The following is a 20,456-nucleotide window of genomic DNA, read 5'->3' as shown; positions in this document are numbered from 1 at the left end:
GCGTCATTCCCGGACGCCCGCGGAGCCGGCGTCGGGGTGCGTCCGCGGCGTCCAGACCGCTCCGGACGGCGACACGCGCGTCCGGGACGAGCCGACCAGCACCAGGCAGCGCATGTCGACGGTGTGGGGGTCCAGGTCGCCGAGCGTGGTCACCGTCAGCCGCTCCTCCGGGCCGCCGACGTCGCGGCCGACGACCACGACGGTGTCCGGCGACCGGTGCTCCAGCAGCACTTTCTGGGCCTCGCCCAGCTGGTGCGGCCGCACCGTCGAGCGCGGGTTGTAGAGCGCGATGACCAGGTCGGCCGCGGCGGCGTGGCGGAGCCGGTCGACGACGACGGCCCACGGCTTGCGGACGTCGGAGAGGGAGAGCACGCAGAAGTCGTGGCCCAGGGGCGCCCCCACGCGCGCGGCGACCGCCTGGGCGGCCGTCAGGCCGGGCACCACGCGCACCGGGACGCCGGCGAACTCGGGCCGCTCGGCGACCTCCAGCACCGCCGCGGCCATCGCGAACACCCCCGGGTCGCCGGAGGAGACCACCGCGACCCGCCGTCCGGACCGCGCCAGCTCCAGCGCGTGCGCCGCCCGCTCGGCCTCGACCCGGTTGTCGCTGGGGTGCCGCCGCTGCCGCGGGTTGGCCGGCACCCGGTCGAGGTAGGGGCCGTAGCCGACCAGGTCGTCGGCGGCGGCCAGCGCCTCGGCCGCCTCCGGCGTCGTCCAGCACCGCGACCCGGGGCCGAGCCCCACGACCGCCACCTCACCGGCGTGCCCGCCGCCGTCGGCGGGCGCGGGCACCCCGCCCGGGTCGGTGAGCGCACTGGGCAGCAGGGCGAGGGAGAAGTAGGGCACCGTCGCCGGATCGACGTCGGCAAGCGGCAGCGCGCGCTGCCGCTCGGTCGTCGCCCGCTCCACGTAGACGGCCCGGTCGAGCACCCCGGCCCGCTCGAAGGCCGCCCGCACGGCCGGGAACGTGCGGCCGAGCTTGAGCACGGCGGCCGAGTCGGTGCCGGCCAGGCGCTCCGCGAGCTCGTCACCGTCGAGGGTGCCCGGCAGCACGGTGAGCACCTCGTCGCGCTCGACCAGCGGCCGACCGAGCGCCGCTGCGGCGCCGCTCACGCTGGTCACCCCGGGCACCACCTCGGTGGGGTAGCGGTGCGCCAGCCGCTTGTGCATGTGCATGTAGGAGCCGTAGAAGAACGGGTCGCCCTCGGCCAGGACGACGACGTCACGGCCGGCGTCGAGGTGCGCGGCGAGCCGGGCAGCGGCGTCCTCGTAGAACGAGTCGATGGCCGCCCGGTAGCCGCCGGGGTGGTCGGTGCCCTCGGTGGTCACCGGGTAGACGAGCAGTTCCTCCACCTGCCCCGGGCGCAGGTAGGGCTCGGCGAGGGCGCGAGCCACCGAGCGGCCGTGCCGGGCGGCGTGGAAGGCGACCACGTCGGCGGTGCCGATCAGCCGGGCCGCCTTGACCGTGACCAGCTCAGGGTCGCCGGGCCCCAGCCCCACCCCGTACAGCCGCCCGGTGCGCCGCGAGCTGCCTGCCGGCCCCCCGACGCCGCTCCCCCGTCCGCTCACTCCGCCTCGCTCGCGATCGCGTTCACCGCCGCGGCGGCCATCGCGCTGCCGCCGCGCCGACCCCGGACCACCAGGTGTTCGAGGTCGGAGGCGACCAGCGCCTCCTTGCTCTCCACCGCACCGACGAAACCCACGGGGATGCCGAGCACCGCCGCCGGCCGTGGCGCGCCGGCGGCGACCATCTCCAGCAGGTGGAACAGCGCCGTCGGTGCGTTGCCGATCGCCACGACCGCACCGTCGAGCCGCTCACCCCACAGCTCCAGCGCGGCGGCGGTGCGGGTCGTGCCGAGCTCGGCCGCCAGGGCCGGGGTGCGCGGGTCGTCGAGCGTGCAGACGACCTGGTTGCCCTCGGGCAGCCTCCGGCGGGTGACGCCCGCGGCTACCATCGTCGCGTCGCAGAGCACCGGCGCGCCGGCGAGCAGGGCCGCGCGGGCGACGGCGACGACGTCCGGGGTGAACGCCAGGTCGCGCACGAGGTCGACCTGCCCGCACGCGTGGACCATCCGCACGGCCACCCGGGCGACGTCGTCGGGCAGGCCGCCCAGGTCGGCCTCGGCGCGGATCGTCGCGAACGACTGCCGGTAGATCGCGGCGCCGTCGTGCTCGTAGTCGTACATCAGCCCTTCTCGGCGGGGTCGGTGATGCGGTAGCCGGCGCCGCCATCCGGAGCGGTCACGGCGACGACGTCCACGACGGCCCCGCGGGGGCGGCCGCAGCGGCGTTCGCAGCCGGCCCAGTGCTGGCGGGCGCCGCCGGCCGGCAACGCGCCGGCGGCCACCGCGGCCACCGCGTCGGCGCGGACGTCGGAGAGCGACCTCGCGCAGCCCGGCCGGCCGGCGCACGCGCTGACCCGCCACCAGGGCGAGGCCGGGTCGGGCTCCAACCCGGCGGCGGCGAGGTCGACGGTCGACCGCGCGGCCGCCGCCGGCGGCAGGTCGGGGACGACGACGCTGCGCCACGGGGTGACCAGGACGTCGGTCGGGGCCGCGGCGGCGAGCAGCTCGGCCTGGTCGGCGGTCAACCGGCCGAGCGGGACGGCGGCGCACACCGCGTGCCGCCCGTCGCGCTGGACCACCGTGCCCGCGGGGCCGGCGCCGACGGGGGAGGGGACGGCGACCGGCGCCGACCGGGGCCCGGTCAGGCGCGCGGCGACGGCGCGCGGGCCACCGGGCAGCTCGGCCAGCCGCCACGCGGTGCCGCCCCGCGCCCCGCGCTCGGCGGAGTAGGCACGGGTGGCGGCGAGCGCCAGGTCGACCGCGCCGTCCGGACCGGAACGCAGGCCGGTGTCGACGCCGGCCAGCAGCAGCGCCACCGAGCCGGGGGACAGGGCGAGCAAGCCCACGTCGGCCCCGAGCCCGGCCACGTCGCCGCGGCCGTCGTCGACCGCGACCAGGAACCGCCCCGGCAGGTCGGCCAGCGCCGGGTCGGCGCACAGCCCGGCGTCCAGGGCGGACACCCACGGGCGGACGTCGACGTGCCCGCCCGGCGCGCGACCGGTCAGCACGCTGGCCACCACGTTGCGCACCCGGTCGTGCGCCGCGCTGGGCAGCAGCCCCGCGGCGGACAGCCGGGCGGCCAGCGCGGCCTCGGCCCCGGCCGGGAGGCCGCGCAGCTGCAGGTTGCCACGGCTGGTGAGCTCCAGCGCACCGTCGCCGAGGTCGCGCGCTGCGCCGGCGAGCGCTCGTAGCCGACCGCCGGTCAGGGTGCCGCCCGGTACCCGGACCCGGGCGAGGGCGCCGTCGGCGGCGGCGTGCGTCCGCAGCGCGCCGGGGCAGGCGTCGGCTCGGTCCCGCCCGGGCGCGGACGGCCCTGCGGCGGTGGACGGCGCGGCGGCGGGAGACATGGCGCCCGCGAGGCTACGTCCCGGCCGCGCCGCCGTCCGCGCCCGCCCGCCCCGGACGTCGACAGCGCTCGACGGTCAGCCGACCGCGGTGGTCACCAGGTGGTGCGGTGCTCGTCGAACGACATCCAGATCCGCCGCCGCTCCTGCCGGAGGGTCGACGCGTGCATGGCCTCGACCCGCCGGCGCTGCTCGTCGGTGGCGGTGTGCTGGACGACGGCGATCTCGGCCTCCCGCATCGCCTCCTCGGCGGCGACCTCCTCGGGGGTCTGCGGGTACACCTCGGGCTCCTCGTCGTCCTCGACCCGGTGCTGCTCGTGGGCGTACGGGCTGTCGGCCGGCAGGTGCCCGCTGATCCGGCCGTAGGCGCCGAGCGTCAGCAGGAGCAGTCCGGCGACGATCGAGAAGATCACGTTGGGCATCTCGAACGCGAGGAAGTTGAAGCTCGTCCTCAGCACGGCCAGGTTGACCAGGGCGGAGAGCAGGAAGAGCACGCCGATCACCAGCATCACGGTCGAGGCGATGCGCGGGCCCATGAAGGCCGACACCACCAGCACCACCGCGACGACCACCGAGATGGTGGAGAGCAGGCCGTTGGACGACAGCCCGAGGATCTCCTCGCCGTCGGTCGAGAAGAAGTCCAGACCGCCGACGAAGCCCAGGACACCGAAGACGAAGATGAAGGCGGCGACGGAGAAGGCACCGAGGCGGTGCACGATCGGCACGCGGGCACCCGAGCCGTTGGGCTCCGGTTCGTCCTGCCAGCGCGACACCCCGGCGTGGGTCGGCCTCCGGTCCTCCGCGGCGGGGGCCCGGGCCGCCGCGGAGTCCGGCGGGGTGGGGGCGCGGCGGTTGAGGGTGGTGCTGGCGACCGGCGGGGCCGGCGCGGCGGCATCGGGGTCGGCGCCGGATGAGGTCGCGCGCTTGCGAGTGAGGGTTCGCAGGGCCATGGCGGTGCTCCGTCCGGGGAGATCGATCGTACCTGTTCTTCGCCCCGCGGCCGCTCCCGGATGCACGCCGGACCGCCTCGGATGGCACGTGCGGGTGTTCCCCGCGGGGCGGGCGGGCAACCGGATGGCGCACGAGCTTTTCGCGGTGTGGCTGCGCGCCGGGAGCGGGAAGCCAGCGGGGCGGCACGTCGTTGAGTTCCGGATGACCCTCCCGCCCTCCGGCGACCTGCACTCCGAGTACCTGCGGGCCGACCTGTTCCTCGCCTCGGGCCAGCCGGCGGAGGCGGCCCGCATCCTGGAGCCGGTCGTGGCGGCCGAGCCGGACAACGAGGCGGTGCTCGAGCTCCTCGCACGCAGCTACTTCGGCGCGGCGCAGCTGGGCCGGGCCGAGCAGGTCCTCGGCATGCTGGTGGAGCTCGCGCCGGCCAACGGCTGGGCCCGCCGGGCACTGGCGCGCACGCTCGAGCGGCAGAGCCGGCACGACGAGGCAGCGGTGCACCACCGGCTGGCCGACGCGCTCGGGGCGGGATGACGTGGACTGCCGGCCCCGCGTGATCACCGGTCACGGCGGGGTGGCCCGCGGGTTCCAGGGGCTGTCCCGGGCCGGGCACGGGCCGCTTCCGGCCGGGGACTGGACGCGAGGCACCCCTGTTGGTTAGCCTCGCCTTACTCGTCGAGGGAGGACGCATGGGTCTGCGGCTGCCGCTCGGTGACGTGACCGTGCTGCTGGGCCCGGCCGTCGCCCGTTCCCGCGTGATCGAGGCGCTGGACGACGACAGCGGGCGGTGCGCCTCCGGGCACGGCTCGGTCGCCGTGCAACGGCTGGCGGCGGCGCCGCACGACGGTGTCGACGAGCGGCTGGCCGCAGTGCGCGCGGCCGCTGACGGGCGTGCGTCGATCGTGATCGTCGACCGGCTCACCGAGGGTCTGGCCGCCGCCGACCGCCGGGTGGTGCTGACGGCGCTCAGGCCGGTGGCCAGCGCGGGCCGCGCGGTGCTCGTCGACGACGACGACCCGGTGGCCGCCCTCGCCGTGGCCGATTCCGCGCTGCGCGCGGACCCCGCCGGAGGGCTGACGACCGAGTCGGTGGAGGGGCGGGACTACCTGGCCTCGTAGGTCAGGCAGTCGGCCATGTCGGCGCCCGCCCCGACGCGGACGCCGGGAGCCGTGCACTCGAGCTTGTCGTTGTGCCGGCAGTCGGTCCGGTGGCAGGCCCCGACGAGACCGGTGCGGTCGAGACCGCCGCGGAAGCTGATCTCCACGAAGGTGCCGCAGTGGGCGTGGTCGCCGCCGATGGTGATGGCACCGGCGTGGCAACTCGAGTTCGCGTTGTACGAACAGCTGCTCACCGAGCAGTCCTGGACCTGGGGCATGTCCTGGAGAGAGGTCATGACCGAAGGTTGGCACGCCGCTGACCAGCCCGCCAGCAAACGAAGCCTTGCCTTCCCGCCCCGGGCGTGTGCCGACGACCGAGGCCGGGGAAGGCCCCGCCCGATCGCCGGCCGGGGAAGGCCCCGCCCGACCGCCGGCCGGGGAAGGCCCCGCCCGACCGCCGGCCGGCCGGCCCGCGCCACCCGGTAGCGTTCGGTCATCGCGGCAGCGCAGGCAGGAAACCGGTGCGAATCCGGCGCGGTCCCGCCACTGTGAGCCCGTTCCGCGGGCGAGCCAGACACTCCGGCTGCCGTGCCCGACGACCCGGGGCGCGGACCCCGAGGGAGGCCCCGACGTGCCCTTCACGCTGCTGTCGACCAGCGACACCGACCTGCTCTCCGCCCGGGCCAGCGGCGCGCCCTGGCGGCTGGGCAACCCCGCGCGGCTGGACGACCCGGGGGTCGCCGCGCTCGCCGAGGACAGCCAGCTGGTCGTCGTCCGCATCCTCGGGGTGCGGCGGCAGTACGAGGAGGTGCTCGCCCCGCTGCTGGCCGGGCCGGCGCCGGTCGTCGTCCTCGGCGGCGAGCAGCTGCCCGACGCCGAGCTGATGGAGCTCTCCACGGTGCCGATGGGCGTGGCCACCGAGGCGCACGCGTACCTGGCGCAGGGCGGCCCGGGCAACCTCGTCCAGCTGCACCGCTTCCTCTCCGACACGGTGCTGCTCACCGGCGAGGGGTTCGAGCCGCCGGTCGTGGCGCCGGACTGGGGCGTGCCGGAGCGCGCCGCCCGGACCTCGAGCGGCCCGCGCATCGCGGTCCTCTACTACCGGGCGCACCACCTGGCCGGCAACACCGCGTTCGTCGAGGAGCTCTGCCGCGCCGTCGAGGACGGCGGCGGGCAGGCCCTGCCGGTTTTCACCTCGTCGCTGCGGTCGGTCGGCGACGACCTGCTCGACGTGCTGCGGACGGCGGACGCGCTGGTGGTCACCGTGCTGGCCGCCGGCGGGTCGCGGCCGGCCACCGCGCAGGCCGGCGGGGACGACGGCGCGTGGGACGTCGGCGAGCTGGAGGCGCTGGACGTGCCGGTGGTCCAGGGCCTGTGCCTGACGAGGTCGCGCGCGGAGTGGGCGGCCGACGACGACGGGCTCTTGCCGCTCGACGTGGGCAACCAGGTGGCCATCCCGGAGTTCGACGGCCGGCTGATCAGCGTCCCGTTCTCGTTCAAGGAGACCGACGCCGACGGCCTGACCCGGTACGTGCCCGACCCGGAGCGGGCGGCCCGGGTGGCCGGCACCGCCCTGGCGCACGCCCGGCTGCGGCACACCCCGCCGGCCGAGCGGCGGATCTGCCTCATGCTGTCGGCCTATCCGACCAAGCACGCCCGCATCGGCAACGCGGTCGGGCTGGACACCCCGGCGTCCGTCGTCCGGCTGCTGGCCGCCATGGCCGGGCAGGGCTACGACGTCGGCCCGTTCGACGGGCCCGACGCGCTGCCGGGAGTGGCCGACCTGGACGGCGACGCGCTGGTGCACGCGCTGATCGCCGCCGGCGGGCAGGACACCGACTGGTTGACCGCCGAGCAGCTCTCGGGCAACCCGGTGCGCATCCCCGCCGCCGAGTACCGGCGCTTCTTCGACACGCTGCCGGCCGACCTGCGTGCGGCGGTGGTCGAGCACTGGGGCGAGGCGCCCGGCTCGCTGTTCGTCGACGAGGCCGACGGCGCCATCGTGCTGGCCGCGCTGCGGGCCGGCAACGTCGTGGTGATGGTGCAGCCGCCGCGCGGCTTCGGCGAGAACCCGATCGCCATCTACCACGACCCCGACCTGCCGCCCTCGCACCACTACCTGGCCGCCTACTGGTGGCTGCGGTCGGCGTTCGGGGCGCACGCCGTCGTGCACGTCGGCAAGCACGGCAACCTCGAGTGGCTGCCCGGCAAGACCGTCGGCATGTCCGCCTCCTGCGGGCCGGACGCCGCGATCGGCGACCTGCCGCTGGTCTACCCGTTCCTGGTCAACGACCCGGGGGAGGGGTCGCAGGCCAAGCGTCGGGCGCACGCGACCCTGGTCGACCACATGGTGCCGCCGATGGCCCGGGCGGACTCGTACGGCGACATCGCCCGGCTGGAGCAGCTGCTCGACGAGCACGCGAACATCGCGGCGATGGACCCGGCCAAGCTGCCGGCCGTCCGCGCGCAGATCTGGACGCTGCTGCAGGCGGCTCGCCTGGACGCCGACCTCGGACTGGACGAGCGGCCGCCCGACGAGCACTTCGACGAGATGATCCTGCACGTCGACGGATGGCTCTGCGAGATCAAGGACTCGCAGATCCGCGACGGCCTGCACGTGCTCGGCGCCCCACCGACCGGGCAGGACCGGGTCGACCTGGTGCTGGCCATGCTCCGCGCCCGGCAGATCTGGGGCGGCGCGGTGGCGCTCCCCGGGCTGCGCGAGGCGCTGGGGCTCGCCGAGGACGGTTCGGCCGGGCGGGTCGAGACCGACGCGGTGGAGACCACGGCCGCGGCGCTGGTGTCGGGGATGGAGGACCGCGGGTGGTCGCCGGCGGCGGTGGCGGAGGTCGTCGGCGAGGTGCTCGGCCGGTCCGACGAGGCCGTCGAGGCGGTGCTGCGGTTCGCCGTCGACGAGATCGTGCCGCGGCTGGAGCGCACCACCGACGAGCTCGACGCCGTGCTGCACGCCCTCGACGGCGGCTACGTACCGGCCGGGCCGTCGGGGTCGCCGCTGCGCGGGCTGGTCAACGTGCTGCCGACCGGCCGCAACTTCTACTCCGTCGACCCCCGCGCGGTGCCGTCGCGGCTGGCCTGGGAGACCGGGCAGGAGCTGGCCGAGTCGCTGGTCGCCCGGTACCTGGCCGACACGGGCGCGTACCCGCCGTCCGTGGGCCTGTCCGTCTGGGGCACCTCGGCGATGCGCACCTCGGGCGACGACGTCGCCGAGGTGCTCGCACTGCTCGGGGTCCGCCCCGTGTGGGACGACGCCTCGCGGCGGGTGACCGGGCTGGAGCCGGTGCCGCTGGACGAGCTCGGCCGGCCGCGGATCGACGTCACGGTGCGCATCTCCGGCTTCTTCCGCGACGCCTTCCCGCACGTGGTGGCGATGCTCGACGACGCCGTCCGGCTGGTGGCCGGCCTGGACGAGCCGGACGACCGCAACCACGTGAAGGCCCACGTCGACGCCGACCTGGCCGGCCACGGCGACCGGCGGCGGGCCACGACGCGGGTGTTCGGCTCGAAACCCGGGGCCTACGGGGCAGGGCTGCTGCCGCTGATCGACTCGCGCGACTGGCGCGGTGACGCGGACCTCGCCGAGGTGTACGCGGTGTGGGGCGGCTACGCCTACGGCCGCGACCTGGACGGCGTCGAGGCCCGCCCCGACATGGAGGCGGCGTACCGGCGGATCGCGGTCGCGGCGAAGAACGTGGACACCCGCGAGCACGACATCGCCGACTCCGACGACTACTTCCAGTACCACGGCGGCATGGTGGCCACGGTGCGCGCGCTGACCGGGCGGGCGCCGGCGGCGTACGTCGGCGACTCGACCCGGCCGGAGTCGGTGCGGACCCGGTCGCTGACCGAGGAGACCGCACGGGTCTTCCGGGCGCGGGTGGTCAACCCGAAGTGGCTGGAGGCGATGCGCCGGCACGGCTACAAGGGGGCCTTCGAGCTGGCCGCGACGGTCGACTACCTCTTCGGCTACGACGCGACGACCGGCGTGGTGGCCGACTGGATGTACGAGAAGCTGACGCAGACCTACGTGCTCGACTCGGAGAACCGCGAGTTCATGGAGCGCTCGAACCCCTGGGCGCTGCACGGCATCGCCGAGCGGCTGCTCGAGGCGGTGAACCGGGGGATGTGGGCCTCGCCGGACCCGGCGCTGCTGGCCGGGCTGCAGCAGGCCTACCTGGACACCGAGGGCGACCTGGAGGGCGGCGACACCCCCGCGGCCGTGCGCTGACGCTCGGGTGACGTGGGCGCTCCCGGGCCGCCGTCGACGGTGGGCCGGGGAGCTCGCGCGCCGGGTCCGGCCGTGGCGTCGGGCCTCGTCCGGCGACTCCCGTGCGACGCCGGGTGTGCGCTGGGTCACGCCACGCCGGACGTCCGCTTCCGCGGGGCCACGCCGGCCCGGCGGTGGGTACCGGTGCTCCATGGGCATCCTGGGACGACTGTTCGGAACGGCGGAGGGCGCCGCGCGTGGCGCGGCGCGAGGCGGCACGCGCGGTGCGGGCCGGGCGGCCACGGGTCGCTCGATGGGGCGGCGGACGACGGCCCGTCCCCGGCCGACGACCGCCGCCGGGGGCACCAGCGGAGGACTCGGCCGGCTGGTCGGCGGCCTGCTGCGCCGGCGCTGAGGACGGACCCCGTCCCCCTCACCGCTCGCAAGCGCGCGGCGAGCCTCCGGACGGGGCCGGTCCAGCGCGCTCGGCTCGGCTCAGGCGAGGACGGCGGCACCCAGCAGGGTGACCGCCGTCGTCACCTCGCCCATCGCCCCGATCACGTCCCCGTTCACGCCGCCGAGCCGCGACGTGGCCCGGCGGAGGAGGAGTTCGGCCGCGAGCAGGCCGAGGGCCGCGGAACCCGCCAGGCGGACGGCGCCGCCGGGATCGCCCAGCCCGGCGAGGAGCAGCACCCCGGCGGCGGCGAGACCGGAGCCGGTCAGCCAGGCCCGCGAGACGGTGCCCTCGACCGCCCGGCCGAGCGTCGAGCCCGCCGCGACCGGCGTCCCCGGGAGTCCGGTGCGCGCCATCGCCAGCCGGGCCGCGACGACGGCGACCCACAGCGCCACCCAGCCGGCGCCCTCCTCCAGCAGGGCGGCCAGGCAGGCCGCCTGGAGCAGCAGCACCAGCACCAGCGCGACGACCCCGAACGGACCGACGTCACCGCGGCGCATCACCGCCAGCGCCCGGTCCCTGTCCCGCAGCGGCCCCAGGCCGTCGGCGGTGTCGGCGAGCCCGTCCAGGTGCAGCCCCCGGGTGAGCACCGCCAGGACGGCGATCCCGAGCACCGCGGCGGCCAGCGGCGAGACCGCGCGGACGGCGAGCGCGGCCACCCCCGCGGCCACCCCGCCCAGCACGAGGCCGACCAGCGGGGCCCAGGGCAGCACCCCCCGGGTGGACGCCGCCGCCCGCGCCGGCACCGGCAGCGCGGTGAGCAGCGCGGCGGACTCCAGCGGCCCGGTCCACCTCACGGCGCCCGCCGGCGTCCGCGCCGCGCCGCGGTGCGGCCGGCTCCGCTCCGGATCACCGGAGCCGCTGCGGCAGTCCGGCGACCACGAACCACACCTCGTCGGCGGTCCCGGCCAGCCGCTGGTTGACCGCGCCGAGCGCGTCGCGGAACAGCCGCCCGGCCCGCGTCCCGGGCACCACGCCCAGGCCCACCTCGTCGCTGACCGCCACCACGTGCGCGGGCGTCATCGTCCACGCCTCGACCAGCGCGTCGCACCGCCGCTCGAAGCGCTCGGCGGCGCCCGGCTCGTCGGACCAGACCCCGCTCTCGTCCATGAGCGCCGCCACCCACGTCGTGACGCTGTCGACGAGCACCGCGCCGGGCCGCAGCATCTCCGAGGGGGCCGTCGTCTCCACCGTCGTCCAGGTGGCCGGGCGGCGGGCCCGGTGCGCCGCCACCCGGGCGCCCCACTCGGCGTCGTCCGCCGCCGGTGCCGAGGCGGCCAGGTAGGTGACGTCCGCGCGGTCGGCCAGCAGCGCCTCGGCGTGCGCGGACTTGCCCGAACGCGCTCCGCCCAGCACGAGCACCCGGCTCACCGGCCGACCCCCGGGCGCGCGCCGCCGCTCACCGGACCAGCTCCAGCCGGGTCACCGTGCCGTTGGGCGGGGTGACGGCGGGCATCGCGCCCGGCCCGTCGCCGGCCGCGACCGCCTGGGCGGCGCGGATCGTGTCGCCGTGGGTGACCAGGGCGACGACGTCCGCGGGCGGGTCGGCCCGGAGGCGGTCGAGGTAGGCGGCCACCCGGGCGTGCACCTGGGCGAGGCTCTCCCCGCCCTCCGCCGACCAGTGCGGATCGGTCCAGTCGACGACGTCCCAGAGCTCGCGCGACGGCCGGCCCTCCAGCACGCCGTAGCCCTGCTCGCGCAGGGCCGGCGTGGTGCTGACCGGCAGGCCGGTGGTCCGGGCGCAGTGCTCGGCGGTCTGGACGGCGCGGTGCAGGTCGCTGGACACGAGCGCGCCGGGGGAGAGCCGGGCCAGCTCGTCCGCCACCGCGGCGGCCTGGGCGTGGCCGAGGTCGGTGAGCGGCACGTGCGCGGTCTGGCCCTGCATGAGCCCGGCGGCGTTCCACTCGCTCTGCCCGTGGCGGACGAGCAGCAGGGTGAGCGGGCGGGCCATGGTGGCTCGCAGCGTAGACACGCACCGCCCGCCGGCGGGCGCCCGCCTCGTACCGTCGGGCCGTGACCCTCCCCGTCCGCCCCGGTGCCGCCCGTCCGGCCGGCGGCCCGGGAGCGCCCGACCCGCTGGCCCCGCTGCTCGACCTGCCGGGCGTCCGCGAGGCCGCCGACGCCGCGCGGGCCGCGGTCGACCGGCTGCTCGGCCACCGCGTGCTGCGCCGGGAGTCGGCCGGCGTCAGCGCCGAGTCGGCGCTCCGCGGAGCTCGCGCCTCCGCGGCGCTGGAGGGCGTCGACGTGCCGCTCGCCGAGCTGCGGGCCGGATCGGTCGGCGATCCCGTCGTCCAGGGCGCGCTGCGGGTCTCGGCCGGGCTGGGGCCGATGGTGGACACCTGGCCGCGCGCGCCGGGCCAGGTGCTGGCCCGGCTGCACGTCCTGGCCGCCGCTGACCTGGTGGGCCCCGAGGGTCGCGCCGCCCTGGGACGGCCGGCGCCGCAGGCCGGTCCGCGTCTGCGGGGTGTCATGACGCTGGTCACCGGCGGCAGCACCGTGCCCGCCGTCCTGGTGGCCGCGCTGGTGCACGGCGAGCTCGCCGCGCTGCGGCCCTTCGGCACGGCGGACGGCGTCGTGGCCCGGGCCGCGGGCCGGCTCACCGCGGTCGCCCGGGGACTGGATCCCAAAGCGGTGTCCGTCCCGGAGGTGGGCTTCGCCGAGCTCGGGCGCGACGCCTACACCGCGGCCCTCGCCGGCTACGCGGCCGGTGGCCCGGACGGCGTGGCCGGGTGGCTGGTGCACTGCTGCCGCGCGACCGCCCACGGCGCGGTGGAAGGTCTGGCGGTCTGCGAGAGCCTGCTCCGCGGCTGACGGCCCCGGTCGAGGCGGGGTTCGGTCTGCCGTCGAGCGCCTGCCCCTGCGCGCCGGAGCGGACGCGCGAACACTGGCCACGTGCGCACCGTGGACGTCGACGGCATCGGACCGGTCAGCCGCATCGGCCTGGGAACCTGGCAGTTCGGGTCGCGGGAGTGGGGGTACGGCGACGCCTACGCCGACCGCATGGCCCGCGACATCGTCCGCCGCGGGCTCGAGCTCGGCATCACCTTGTTCGACACCGCCGAGGTGTACGGCCTCGGCCGCAGCGAGCGGATCCTCGCCGACGCACTGGGTGAGGACCGGGATCGCGTCACCGTCGCGAGCAAGATCTTCCCGGTGGCGCCGGTCCCGCCGGTCGTGCGCCGGCGCTGGGCGGGCAGCGCCCGGCGGCTCGGCCTCTCGACGATCCCGCTCTACCAGGTCCACCAGCCCAACCCGGTGGTGCCCGACTCGGTGATCATGCCGGCGTTCCGCGAGCTGCTCGACGAGGGCCGGATCCGCGCCGCGGGGGTGTCGAACTACTCGCTCGCGCGGTGGCGGGCCGCCGACACCGCGCTCGGCCGGCCGGTGGTCAGCAACCAGGTGCACTTCTCCCTGGCCCACTCCGGCCCGCTCGACGACCTCGTGCCCTTCGCCGAGCGGGAGGGGCGCGTGGTCATCGCCTACAGCCCGCTGGCGCAGGGCCTGCTCGGTGGGCGGTACGGGCCGGACCACCGGCCCGGTGGGGTGCGGTCGGTCAACCCCCTCTTCGGCACGGAGAACCTGCGACGCGCGGAACCGCTGCTCGCGCTCCTGCGCGAGGTCGCCGACGCCCACCGCGCCCGACCCGCGCAGATCGCCCTGGCCTGGCTGCTCGGCCTGCCCCGGGTCGTGGTCATCCCCGGCGCGTCCGACGTCGAGCAGCTGGAGTCCAACGCCGCCGCGGCCGGGATCGAGCTGGCCCGCGACGAGCAGGAGGCGCTGACCGCGGCCGCCCGCGCCTTCACGCCGGTGTCGGCCGCGCGGACCCTCGTCGACGGCGTCCGCGAGCAGTGGGCGGCCGTGCGCGCCCGGGTCGGCGGCTGACAGCCCGGTTTCCCCGGCTGCCTCCCAGGTCGGTGCCGTGCCGACCGGCCCGGTGCCGTGCCGGCCGGCCCGGTGCCGTGCCGACCGGCCCGGTGCCGTGCCGGTCAGCGCGGCGCGAGCACCAGCCCGGCGAGTGCCACGACGACGACGGCCCCGGCCGCCAGCGCGGCCGCCGGGAGCCATGCACCGGTCAACGCACCGAGGGCGACGGCCCCCAGCAGCGCCAGCCACGGTCCGGACAGCGACAGCAGGAGGCCGATCCGGCGTCCGGGTCCCGCGCGCCTGGTGCGCCGCGGGGCCGCGCGCGCCGTCTGCCCGAACAGCGCGGCGGCCATGCAGACGGCCAGCGCGGCCGTCCAGGCGAGGGCGACGGTGAGCACCCCCGCATGGTGACGTACTCGGCGGACCTCCGGCAGGTGTCGCGCCGGAGCGGCACGGCCGGAGCCGGTCAGCCGCGCGGCGCCGCCGGCTCGGCGGACCGGCGGGGGAGAGGGTGGTGGGCGACGCGGCCGTACTGACGCGGCAGGCAGGTGAGCTGGCGGGGTTCGAGTCCCCGGGTGGCCAGCTCCCGTTCCCGGGCGGTCACCGGCGGACCGGGCATGACCCGGATCGGGGACCGCGAGAGGTACGAGAAGGTCAGGGAGTACCGGTCGCGCCGCGTGGGCGGCATGGCCCGGTGGAAGACGTTGCGCGGATCGGCGATGACGCAGGTCCACCGCGGTCCGACGCCGCGCCGCCACTCCGTGCGCGGCACCAGCTGCTCGATGCGCCCGTCGTCCACGTATCCGGAGACGTAGTGCAGCGCCCTGGTCAGCCGCGCCGTGTGCCGGCGGTCGACGTACTCGAAGGGTCCGGTGTGCTCGTCGACGTCGTCGAGCCAGACGAGCAGCTTGAGCATGCGGTGGTCCTCGACGTCCCGGTGCCACTGGCGGACGCCGACGGCCCGGCCCGTCGCCCGCTCGCAGCGGATGGCGGCCCCGTGGTAGGCGGCGGGCAGCCCGAGGTAGTTCTCGACCAGGTCCAGCAGCGGCTCGGTGAGCCCCCACTGCCAGACGGCGGGGTGCTCGAGGACGCGCTCGCGGGGCAGGCCGACGGTGTGACCGCCGTCGCCCGGCTGGGCGGCCAGCTCGAGCCGCAGGGCGGTCGCCGCCTCCTTCATCTCGGCGGTGCCCGGCAGGTCCAGGTCGTCGAGGGGGACCGCCACGGCCCCGTGCTCTTCGAGCCCCGCCAGCACCGGTCCGTGCCCGGGAGCCAGCCGCGGCATCCGGGGGCCGAAAGCTTCCACCCGCTGGGCCCGCCGGTGGTCCTCCAGCGCGCGCAGCGGTGGCACCTGCGTGAGGAGGTGCTGCCGGAGGTGCCCGGCGACGCGGGCAGCCGTGATCCGCACCTGTCTTCCCTGCCTCACGTTCGGGCAAGGTAGCCGCATCCTGCGGCTTCCGGAACGCCCGATCGTCCGTCCGGGCTGCGGATCGGCACGTCGCGCAACGACGCGCCGTGCGGCGGTGGCCGGTCGCCGCGGGGTCTCGCCGCGGGGCTCCGGTGCGGGGATCAGGCGCCGCGGCGCCGCCGTCGACCGGGCAGGAGCCCTCGGGCGTCGGCCGCCAGAGCGGCGGCGTCCCGGCCGGCGCGGTGCCGGGCGTACCACGCCAGGCCCACCACGGCCGCTCCCACGCCCATGGCGGCACCGGTCACCACCGGGCTGCTGGGCACGGGGAAGCGGGCGCGCATCGACACCGGTCGGGTGAACTGCCGAACGGGCCAGCCCCGCTCCAGCGCTGCGCGTCGCAGCCCCCGGTCGGGGTTCACCGCCGTGGGGTGCCCCACGGCCGACAGCATCGGCAGGTCGGTGACGGAGTCGCTGTAGGCGTAGCAGTCGGCGAGGTCGTAGCCACCTTCTGCCGCCAGCGCCCGCATCGCAGCCGCCTTGTTGTCGCCGTACGCGTAGAAGTCGATCTCCCCGCTGTAGCGGCCGTCGCGGGTCACCATCCGGGTGGCCACGACCCGGTCGGCGCCGAGCATCTCGCCGATCGGCTCGACCACCTCCGCGCCGCTGCTCGACACGATGACGATCTCCCGGCCCGCCGCCCGGTGCTCCTCGATGAGGTCGGCCGCCTCGGCGTAGACCAGGGGGTCGACGATGTCGTGCAGGGTCTCCCGGACGATGTCGTGCACCGTGGCGACGTCCCATCCGCTGCACATCGCGGTCATCTGCGCCCGCAGCCGCTCCATCTGCTGGGCATCGGCACCGGCGAGCGAGAAGACGAACTGCGCATAGGCCGTCCGCAGGACGGCGCGCCGGTTGATCAGTCCGCCCTGGAAGAACGGGCGGCCGAACGCGAGCGCGCTCGACTTGGCGATGACCGTCTTGTCCAGGTCGAAGAACGCCGCCGCGCGGGTCACGAGGTCCGACTGTAAGCGGAGCACCCCGGGGCGACGGGGTGCGCGCTGCGTCCACACCCCAACGGGTCATCCACAACCGTCCCGCGCCCCTTCCCCCGTCCCAGCCGTCGCGGCTGCACTGCTGCCGTGCCCGCCGACCGTCACGCACCCGTTCCCCGCCCGCTCGTCGTCAGCGCCGACGAGGCGCTGCTCGACGACCTGCTGCGCCTGCTGGCCGCGGCCGGCGCCGAACCGGAGGTGGCGACGGGAGGGGCGGCCCTGCGCCGCGCCCACCGCGAGGCGCCGCTCGTGTTGCTCGGCGGCGACCTCCTGACCGCCGCGGCCGTCCGCGCGCTGCCGCGGCGGCCCGGCGTCGTGGTGGTGACCGGCAGGGAGCTCCCGCCCCCTGCGTGGGCCGCGGCGGTGGAGGTCGGCGCCGAGCGCGTCGCCGTCCTCCCCGACGACGAGCCGTGGCTCATGGCCCGCGCCGCCGACGCCGCCCGGAGCCCGGTCGAGCGGGGCTGGGTCGTCGCCGTGGGCGGCAGCTGCGGAGGTGCCGGTGCCAGCACGGTGGCCGCGGCCGTCGCCCTGGCCGCGGCGCCGGGCGTCCTGCTGGTCGACGGTGACCCCTGGGGCGGCGGGCTGGACCTGCTGCTGGGCGCCGAGCGCGCCGAGGGCCTGCGCTGGCCGGAACTGACCGGGCTCCGCGGGCGGGTGGCGGGTGACGCCCTGCTGGCCGCGCTGCCCGAGGTCGACGGTGTGCACGTGCTGGCGGCCGACCGGCAGGCGCCGGTCGCCGTCCCGGGCGACGCGCTGACCGCGGTGGTGGAGGCCTCGCGTGCCGTCGGGCGGCCCGTGGTGCTCGACGTCGCCCGCCCGGGAGCGTTCTGCGCAGGCGGAGCCGGGGCCGCCCGCTCGTCCGCCGGTGCCTCCGGGCCGGGGGGGACCGCGGAGCCGTCCGCGCCACCGGTGGTGCCGGACGTCGTCGCGGACGCCGACCTGGCGCTCCTGGTGGTCCCCGCGCGGCTGCGTGCCGCGACCGCCGCCCGGATGCTCGTCGAGGCGGCGGATCCGCCGTGGGGGCGGGCGCAGTTGGTGGTCCGCCCGGTCCCCGGTGGGCTGGCTCGTGGGGAGGTCGCCGACGTGGTCGGCCGACCGGTGCTCGCCGAGCTGCCGCACGACCGCGGCGCCGTCCCCCGCGGCGAGCGGGGTGAGCCGCCGGTGGTGGCGCCCCGGTCGCCCCTCGGGTCCGTCGCCCGCAGGGTGCTGTCCGTGCTCTCCGGACCGCGGCCGGTCCGGTGAGCGGCGCACCCAGTCTGCTCGACCGGGTGCGCACCCGGTTGGCGGTCCAGCCGGGGCCACCCACCCGCGCCGGGGTGGCCGCGCTCGTGCGCGATGAGGCCGGGGGCCTGCTCGACGACGACGCGGTGCTGGCCGCCGTGCGCGAGGCCGTAGACGAGCTGGCCGGCGCCGGACCGCTCGAGCCCCTGCTGCGCGCTGCCGGGACGACCGACGTGCTGGTCAACGGGCCCGACCAGGTGTGGGTCGACCGCGGTGCCGGCCTGGAGCGGGCCGCGGTCAGGTTCCCCGATGACGCCGCCGTCCGGCGGCTGGCCGTGCGGTTGGCGGCGGCCGCAGGCCGGCGGCTCGACGACGCCTGCCCGTGGGTCGACGTCGGCCTGCCCGACGGGACCCGCCTGCACGCCGTGCTGCCTCCCGTGTCGGGTGCCACCTCCCTGTCACTGCGGGTGCTGCGCCGGTGCGAGCTGGACTTCGCCGACCTGGCCGCCGCCGGCATGTTCCCCGAGGGGGCGGGCGCGCTGATGCGTGCGCTGGTCGCCCGCCGGCTCGCCTTCCTGGTGACCGGCGGCACCGGCTCGGGCAAGACGACGCTGCTGTCCGCGCTGCTCGGCCTCGTCGGTCACGGTGAGCGCCTCGTGCTCTGCGAGGACGCCGCCGAGCTCACGCCGGAGCACCCGCACGTCGTCCGGCTGCTCACCCGACCGCCCAACGTGGAGGGCGCCGGCGAGGTGACCCTGCGCGACCTGGTGCGCCAGGCACTGCGGATGCGGCCCGACCGGCTGGTGGTGGGTGAGGTGCGCGGCGCCGAGGTCGTCGACCTGCTGGCCGCGCTGAACACCGGGCACGACGGTGGCGTGGGCACCCTGCACGCGAACCGGCCCGCGGAGGTACCGGCCCGCCTGGAGGCGCTGGGAGTCGCCGCCGGGCTCGACCGAGCGGTCGTGCACAGCCAGGCCGCCGCCGCGCTGGCCGTCGTGGTGCACGTCCGCCGCGGTCCGGCCGGACGTCGCGTCGAGGAGATCGGCGTCGTCCGCCGGGTCGGTGACCTGGTCGCGGTTTACCCGGGCTGGCGTGCCGACGGCGGCCCCTGCCCCGCCGACGGCCGGCTCGCCGGGCTGCTGTTCCCGGACGGCGCGGAGCGATGAGCCTGGCGGTCGCCTGCGTCGCCGTCGCGGCGCTCGTCTGGCCCGGCGGCCGGCTGGTCGGACGCGCCCGACTGGACGCACCCGGGCGACGGTGGGCCGTGACGACCACGGTGCCGGCATGGAGCCTGCGATCGGCGGCGGGTCGCGGGGGCCGTGAGCCGCAGCCGTCGCCGCGCGGCCGGGTCCACCCTCTCCCGGCCGCGGTCGCCGCGGCGGCCGCGGCAGGAGCCGCGGTGGCCAGCACCTGGCTCGTCGCGCTGCTCGCGGGAGTCGGGGCGGGGCTCGCTGCGCGGGCCTGGGCGGCGCGCAGCGCGCGGGAGGACGCCGCCGCCCGGCTGGCCGCACTCACCGAGGCGCTGGGCGTTCTGGCCGCCGAACTGCGCAGCGGGCGGCACCTGGAGGCGGCCGTCGCGACGACGGTCGAGAGCTGTCCCGACGCCGGGTTGGGCGCGTCGCTGGCCCGCGCCCTGCGCGTCCCGGGCGTGGGCGGCTCGGCCCCGGATGCGGGCGACCCGGTCGCCGAAGCCCTGGATCGCGTATCCGCCGCGGTGCTGCTGAGCCAGCGCACCGGGTGCTCGCTGTCGGCGGTCGTCGGAGCGGTCGAGGACGATCTCCGGGCTCGCGGTCGGCAGCTGCAGGAGCTGCGATCTGCAGTGGCCGGACCGCGGGCGAGCGCCGGGCTGCTCGCCGCGCTGCCGCTCCTCGGTCTGGTCATGGGCACGGGCATCGGAGCCGACCCGTGGCGGGTCCTCACCACCACCGGCACCGGCCAGGCCCTGCTCGTCCTGGGGGTGTCGCTCGAGTGGGCCGGGCTGGCGTGGTCGCGGCGGCTGGTGCGCGGCGCCGTCCGGTGAGCGACCCCCGGCTCGCGCTGCTGCTGCTGGCCGCGGCCCTGCTCGCCGGTCCGCCGCCGCACGGCGTCGTGGCCGGGCGTGCCCGGTCGCTCGTGGCAGCCACCCGCGGGTCGCCCGGGAGCTCCGTCCCTGCCACGGCCGGCTCCGCTGCTCCCGGTGCCGCGCCGAGTGCTGCGCGGCGGTGGGCGCTCGCCGGGGCCGCGGGCCTGGCCACCGGGATCGTCGTCGGCGGCTGGACCGGAGCGCTGACGGCGGTCGGTCTCGCGATCGGGGGTGAGCGGCTGCTCCGCCGCGCCCGGCACGACGAGCAGGACCGGCGCCGAGCGCTCGTCCGCGACCTGCCGGGCGCCTGCGACCTGCTCGCCGTGTGCCTCGGTGCGGGCGTTCCCGTCGGCGCGGCGCTCCCAGCCGTGGCGTCCACCGTGTCCGGCCCGGTCGGCGCCCACCTGTCCGCCGTCTCCGCCGCCTACGCGCTCGGCGCCGATCCCCGCCGGGCGTGGTCCGCGGCTCCTCCGGAACTCGAGGCGCTCGGCCGGGTGCTCGTGCGGGCGGGGGAATCCGGCTCGCGCGCCGTCCCCGCCCTCGCGGCGCTGGCCGCCGACGAGCGGGCGGCGGCGCGGAGCGCCACGGAGGCTGCCGTCCGGCGCGCGGGTGTGTGGGTGCTCGCGCCGCTGGGTCTGTGCTTCCTCCCCGCCTTCGTCTGCCTCGGAGTCGTGCCGCTGGTGATCGGCATCGCCGGGCACGTCTTCGGCTGATCCGCC

At 77.4% G+C, this 20,456-nt stretch carries 20 protein-coding genes and 1 riboswitch; of the genes, 9 read left to right on the top strand and 11 right to left on the bottom strand.

What is annotated here, in order from left to right; genetic code table 11:
• Nucleotides 1–3: 3 nt before the first annotated feature.
• The 4 genes from OF117_RS20720 to OF117_RS20705 form a co-directional block, all read right to left on the bottom strand.
• Nucleotides 4–1,569, bottom strand: a complete 1,566-nt coding sequence (locus OF117_RS20720) for a precorrin-2 C(20)-methyltransferase (protein WP_263554749.1) — start codon at nt 1,567–1,569, stop codon at nt 4–6.
• Nucleotides 1,566–2,186, bottom strand: coding sequence for a precorrin-8X methylmutase (locus OF117_RS20715; protein ID WP_263554748.1), 621 nt, complete (start codon nt 2,184–2,186; stop codon nt 1,566–1,568). The genes OF117_RS20720 and OF117_RS20715 overlap by 4 nt, the downstream gene beginning before the upstream one ends.
• Nucleotides 2,186–3,412, bottom strand: a complete 1,227-nt coding sequence (cobG, locus tag OF117_RS20710; RefSeq protein WP_263554747.1) for a precorrin-3B synthase — start codon at nt 3,410–3,412, stop codon at nt 2,186–2,188. Before cobG ends, OF117_RS20715 begins: the two co-directional genes overlap by 1 nt.
• Before the next feature lie 92 nt (nt 3,413–3,504).
• Nucleotides 3,505–4,359 carry a DUF4383 domain-containing protein gene (locus OF117_RS20705; protein ID WP_263554746.1) on the bottom strand — a complete coding sequence of 285 codons (855 nt, stop codon included), beginning with the start codon at nt 4,357–4,359 and terminating at the stop codon, nt 3,505–3,507.
• A gap of 202 nt (nt 4,360–4,561) precedes the next feature.
• On the opposite strand from OF117_RS20705, the gene OF117_RS20700 reads away from it, so the two are divergent.
• Nucleotides 4,562–4,891 (top strand): tetratricopeptide repeat protein, encoded by a 330-nt coding sequence (locus OF117_RS20700; protein ID WP_263554745.1) that lies wholly within the window; start codon nt 4,562–4,564, stop codon nt 4,889–4,891.
• A 155-nt stretch (nt 4,892–5,046) separates the two neighbouring features.
• Entirely contained in the window at nt 5,047–5,475 is a 429-nt protein-coding gene (locus tag OF117_RS20695; protein WP_263554744.1) for a hypothetical protein, read from the top strand.
• Here OF117_RS20695 and OF117_RS20690 read toward each other — a convergent pair.
• Nucleotides 5,460–5,750, bottom strand: coding sequence for a DUF1540 domain-containing protein (locus OF117_RS20690; RefSeq protein ID WP_263554743.1), 291 nt, complete (start codon nt 5,748–5,750; stop codon nt 5,460–5,462). The genes OF117_RS20695 and OF117_RS20690 overlap by 16 nt on opposite strands.
• Before the next feature lie 217 nt (nt 5,751–5,967).
• Nucleotides 5,968–6,032, top strand: a riboswitch (cobalamin riboswitch).
• Between the two features lie 53 nt (nt 6,033–6,085).
• Here OF117_RS20690 and cobN point away from each other — a divergent pair.
• On the top strand, nt 6,086–9,700 hold the full coding sequence (cobN, locus tag OF117_RS20685) for a cobaltochelatase subunit CobN (RefSeq protein WP_263554742.1): 3,615 nt from the start codon (nt 6,086–6,088) through the stop codon (nt 9,698–9,700).
• A gap of 474 nt (nt 9,701–10,174) precedes the next feature.
• Here the strand turns inward: cobN and OF117_RS20680 are convergent, their stop codons facing one another.
• From OF117_RS20680 to OF117_RS20670, 3 genes are read right to left on the bottom strand one after another with little or no spacing between them, the layout of a single operon-like run.
• Nucleotides 10,175–10,930: an adenosylcobinamide-GDP ribazoletransferase gene (locus OF117_RS20680; protein ID WP_263554741.1), complete on the bottom strand. Its 756-nt coding sequence runs from the start codon at nt 10,928–10,930 to the stop codon at nt 10,175–10,177.
• Nucleotides 10,931–10,982: 52 nt separating this feature from the next.
• Nucleotides 10,983–11,504 (bottom strand): bifunctional adenosylcobinamide kinase/adenosylcobinamide-phosphate guanylyltransferase, encoded by a 522-nt coding sequence (gene cobU, locus OF117_RS20675; protein ID WP_263554740.1) that lies wholly within the window; start codon nt 11,502–11,504, stop codon nt 10,983–10,985.
• A gap of 28 nt (nt 11,505–11,532) precedes the next feature.
• Entirely contained in the window at nt 11,533–12,084 is a 552-nt protein-coding gene (locus OF117_RS20670; RefSeq protein WP_263554739.1) for a histidine phosphatase family protein, read from the bottom strand.
• Nucleotides 12,085–12,146: 62 nt separating this feature from the next.
• Between OF117_RS20670 and OF117_RS20665 the strand changes: the two genes are divergently transcribed.
• Complete coding sequence (locus OF117_RS20665) at nt 12,147–12,944, top strand: oxidoreductase (RefSeq protein WP_263554738.1); 798 nt, start codon at nt 12,147–12,149, stop codon at nt 12,942–12,944.
• Nucleotides 12,945–13,025: 81 nt separating this feature from the next.
• On the top strand, nt 13,026–14,015 hold the full coding sequence (locus OF117_RS20660; RefSeq protein WP_263554737.1) for an aldo/keto reductase: 990 nt from the start codon (nt 13,026–13,028) through the stop codon (nt 14,013–14,015).
• Nucleotides 14,016–14,119: 104 nt separating this feature from the next.
• Here the strand turns inward: OF117_RS20660 and OF117_RS20655 are convergent, their stop codons facing one another.
• The 3 genes from OF117_RS20655 to OF117_RS20645 all read right to left on the bottom strand — a co-directional run bounded on the left by OF117_RS20655 (nt 14,120) and on the right by OF117_RS20645 (nt 16,415).
• Nucleotides 14,120–14,395 carry a hypothetical protein gene (locus OF117_RS20655; RefSeq protein ID WP_263554736.1) on the bottom strand — a complete coding sequence of 92 codons (276 nt, stop codon included), beginning with the start codon at nt 14,393–14,395 and terminating at the stop codon, nt 14,120–14,122.
• Nucleotides 14,396–14,463: 68 nt separating this feature from the next.
• Nucleotides 14,464–15,420, bottom strand: coding sequence for a hypothetical protein (locus tag OF117_RS20650; RefSeq protein ID WP_263554735.1), 957 nt, complete (start codon nt 15,418–15,420; stop codon nt 14,464–14,466).
• A 143-nt stretch (nt 15,421–15,563) separates the two neighbouring features.
• Nucleotides 15,564–16,415 (bottom strand): HAD family hydrolase, encoded by an 852-nt coding sequence (locus OF117_RS20645; protein WP_263554734.1) that lies wholly within the window; start codon nt 16,413–16,415, stop codon nt 15,564–15,566.
• 126 nt (nt 16,416–16,541) lie between these two features.
• Here OF117_RS20645 and ssd point away from each other — a divergent pair, with 126 nt between their 5' ends.
• From ssd to OF117_RS20625, 4 genes are all read left to right on the top strand, one after another.
• Entirely contained in the window at nt 16,542–17,696 is a 1,155-nt protein-coding gene (gene ssd, locus OF117_RS20640) for a septum site-determining protein Ssd (RefSeq protein ID WP_263554733.1), read from the top strand.
• A complete protein-coding gene (locus OF117_RS20635; RefSeq protein ID WP_263554732.1) occupies nt 17,693–18,841 on the top strand; it encodes a TadA family conjugal transfer-associated ATPase in 1,149 nt (382 codons plus the stop codon). The genes ssd and OF117_RS20635 overlap by 4 nt, the downstream gene beginning before the upstream one ends.
• Before the next feature lie 233 nt (nt 18,842–19,074).
• The gene (locus OF117_RS20630; RefSeq protein WP_263554731.1) at nt 19,075–19,695 is read left to right on the top strand and encodes a type II secretion system F family protein; all 621 of its coding nucleotides are present in this window, start codon (nt 19,075–19,077) and stop codon (nt 19,693–19,695) included.
• Nucleotides 19,692–20,450, top strand: a complete 759-nt coding sequence (locus OF117_RS20625; protein WP_263554730.1) for a type II secretion system F family protein — start codon at nt 19,692–19,694, stop codon at nt 20,448–20,450. The genes OF117_RS20630 and OF117_RS20625 overlap by 4 nt, the downstream gene beginning before the upstream one ends.
• Nucleotides 20,451–20,456: the final 6 nt, after the last annotated feature.

The sequence above is a fragment of the Geodermatophilus sp. YIM 151500 genome (assembly GCF_025716945.1).
Classification (GTDB): domain Bacteria; phylum Actinomycetota; class Actinomycetes; order Mycobacteriales; family Geodermatophilaceae; genus YIM-151500.
The sequence above is the reverse complement of the archived record's forward strand: the minus strand, read 5'-3'. Positions and strand labels throughout refer to the sequence as shown.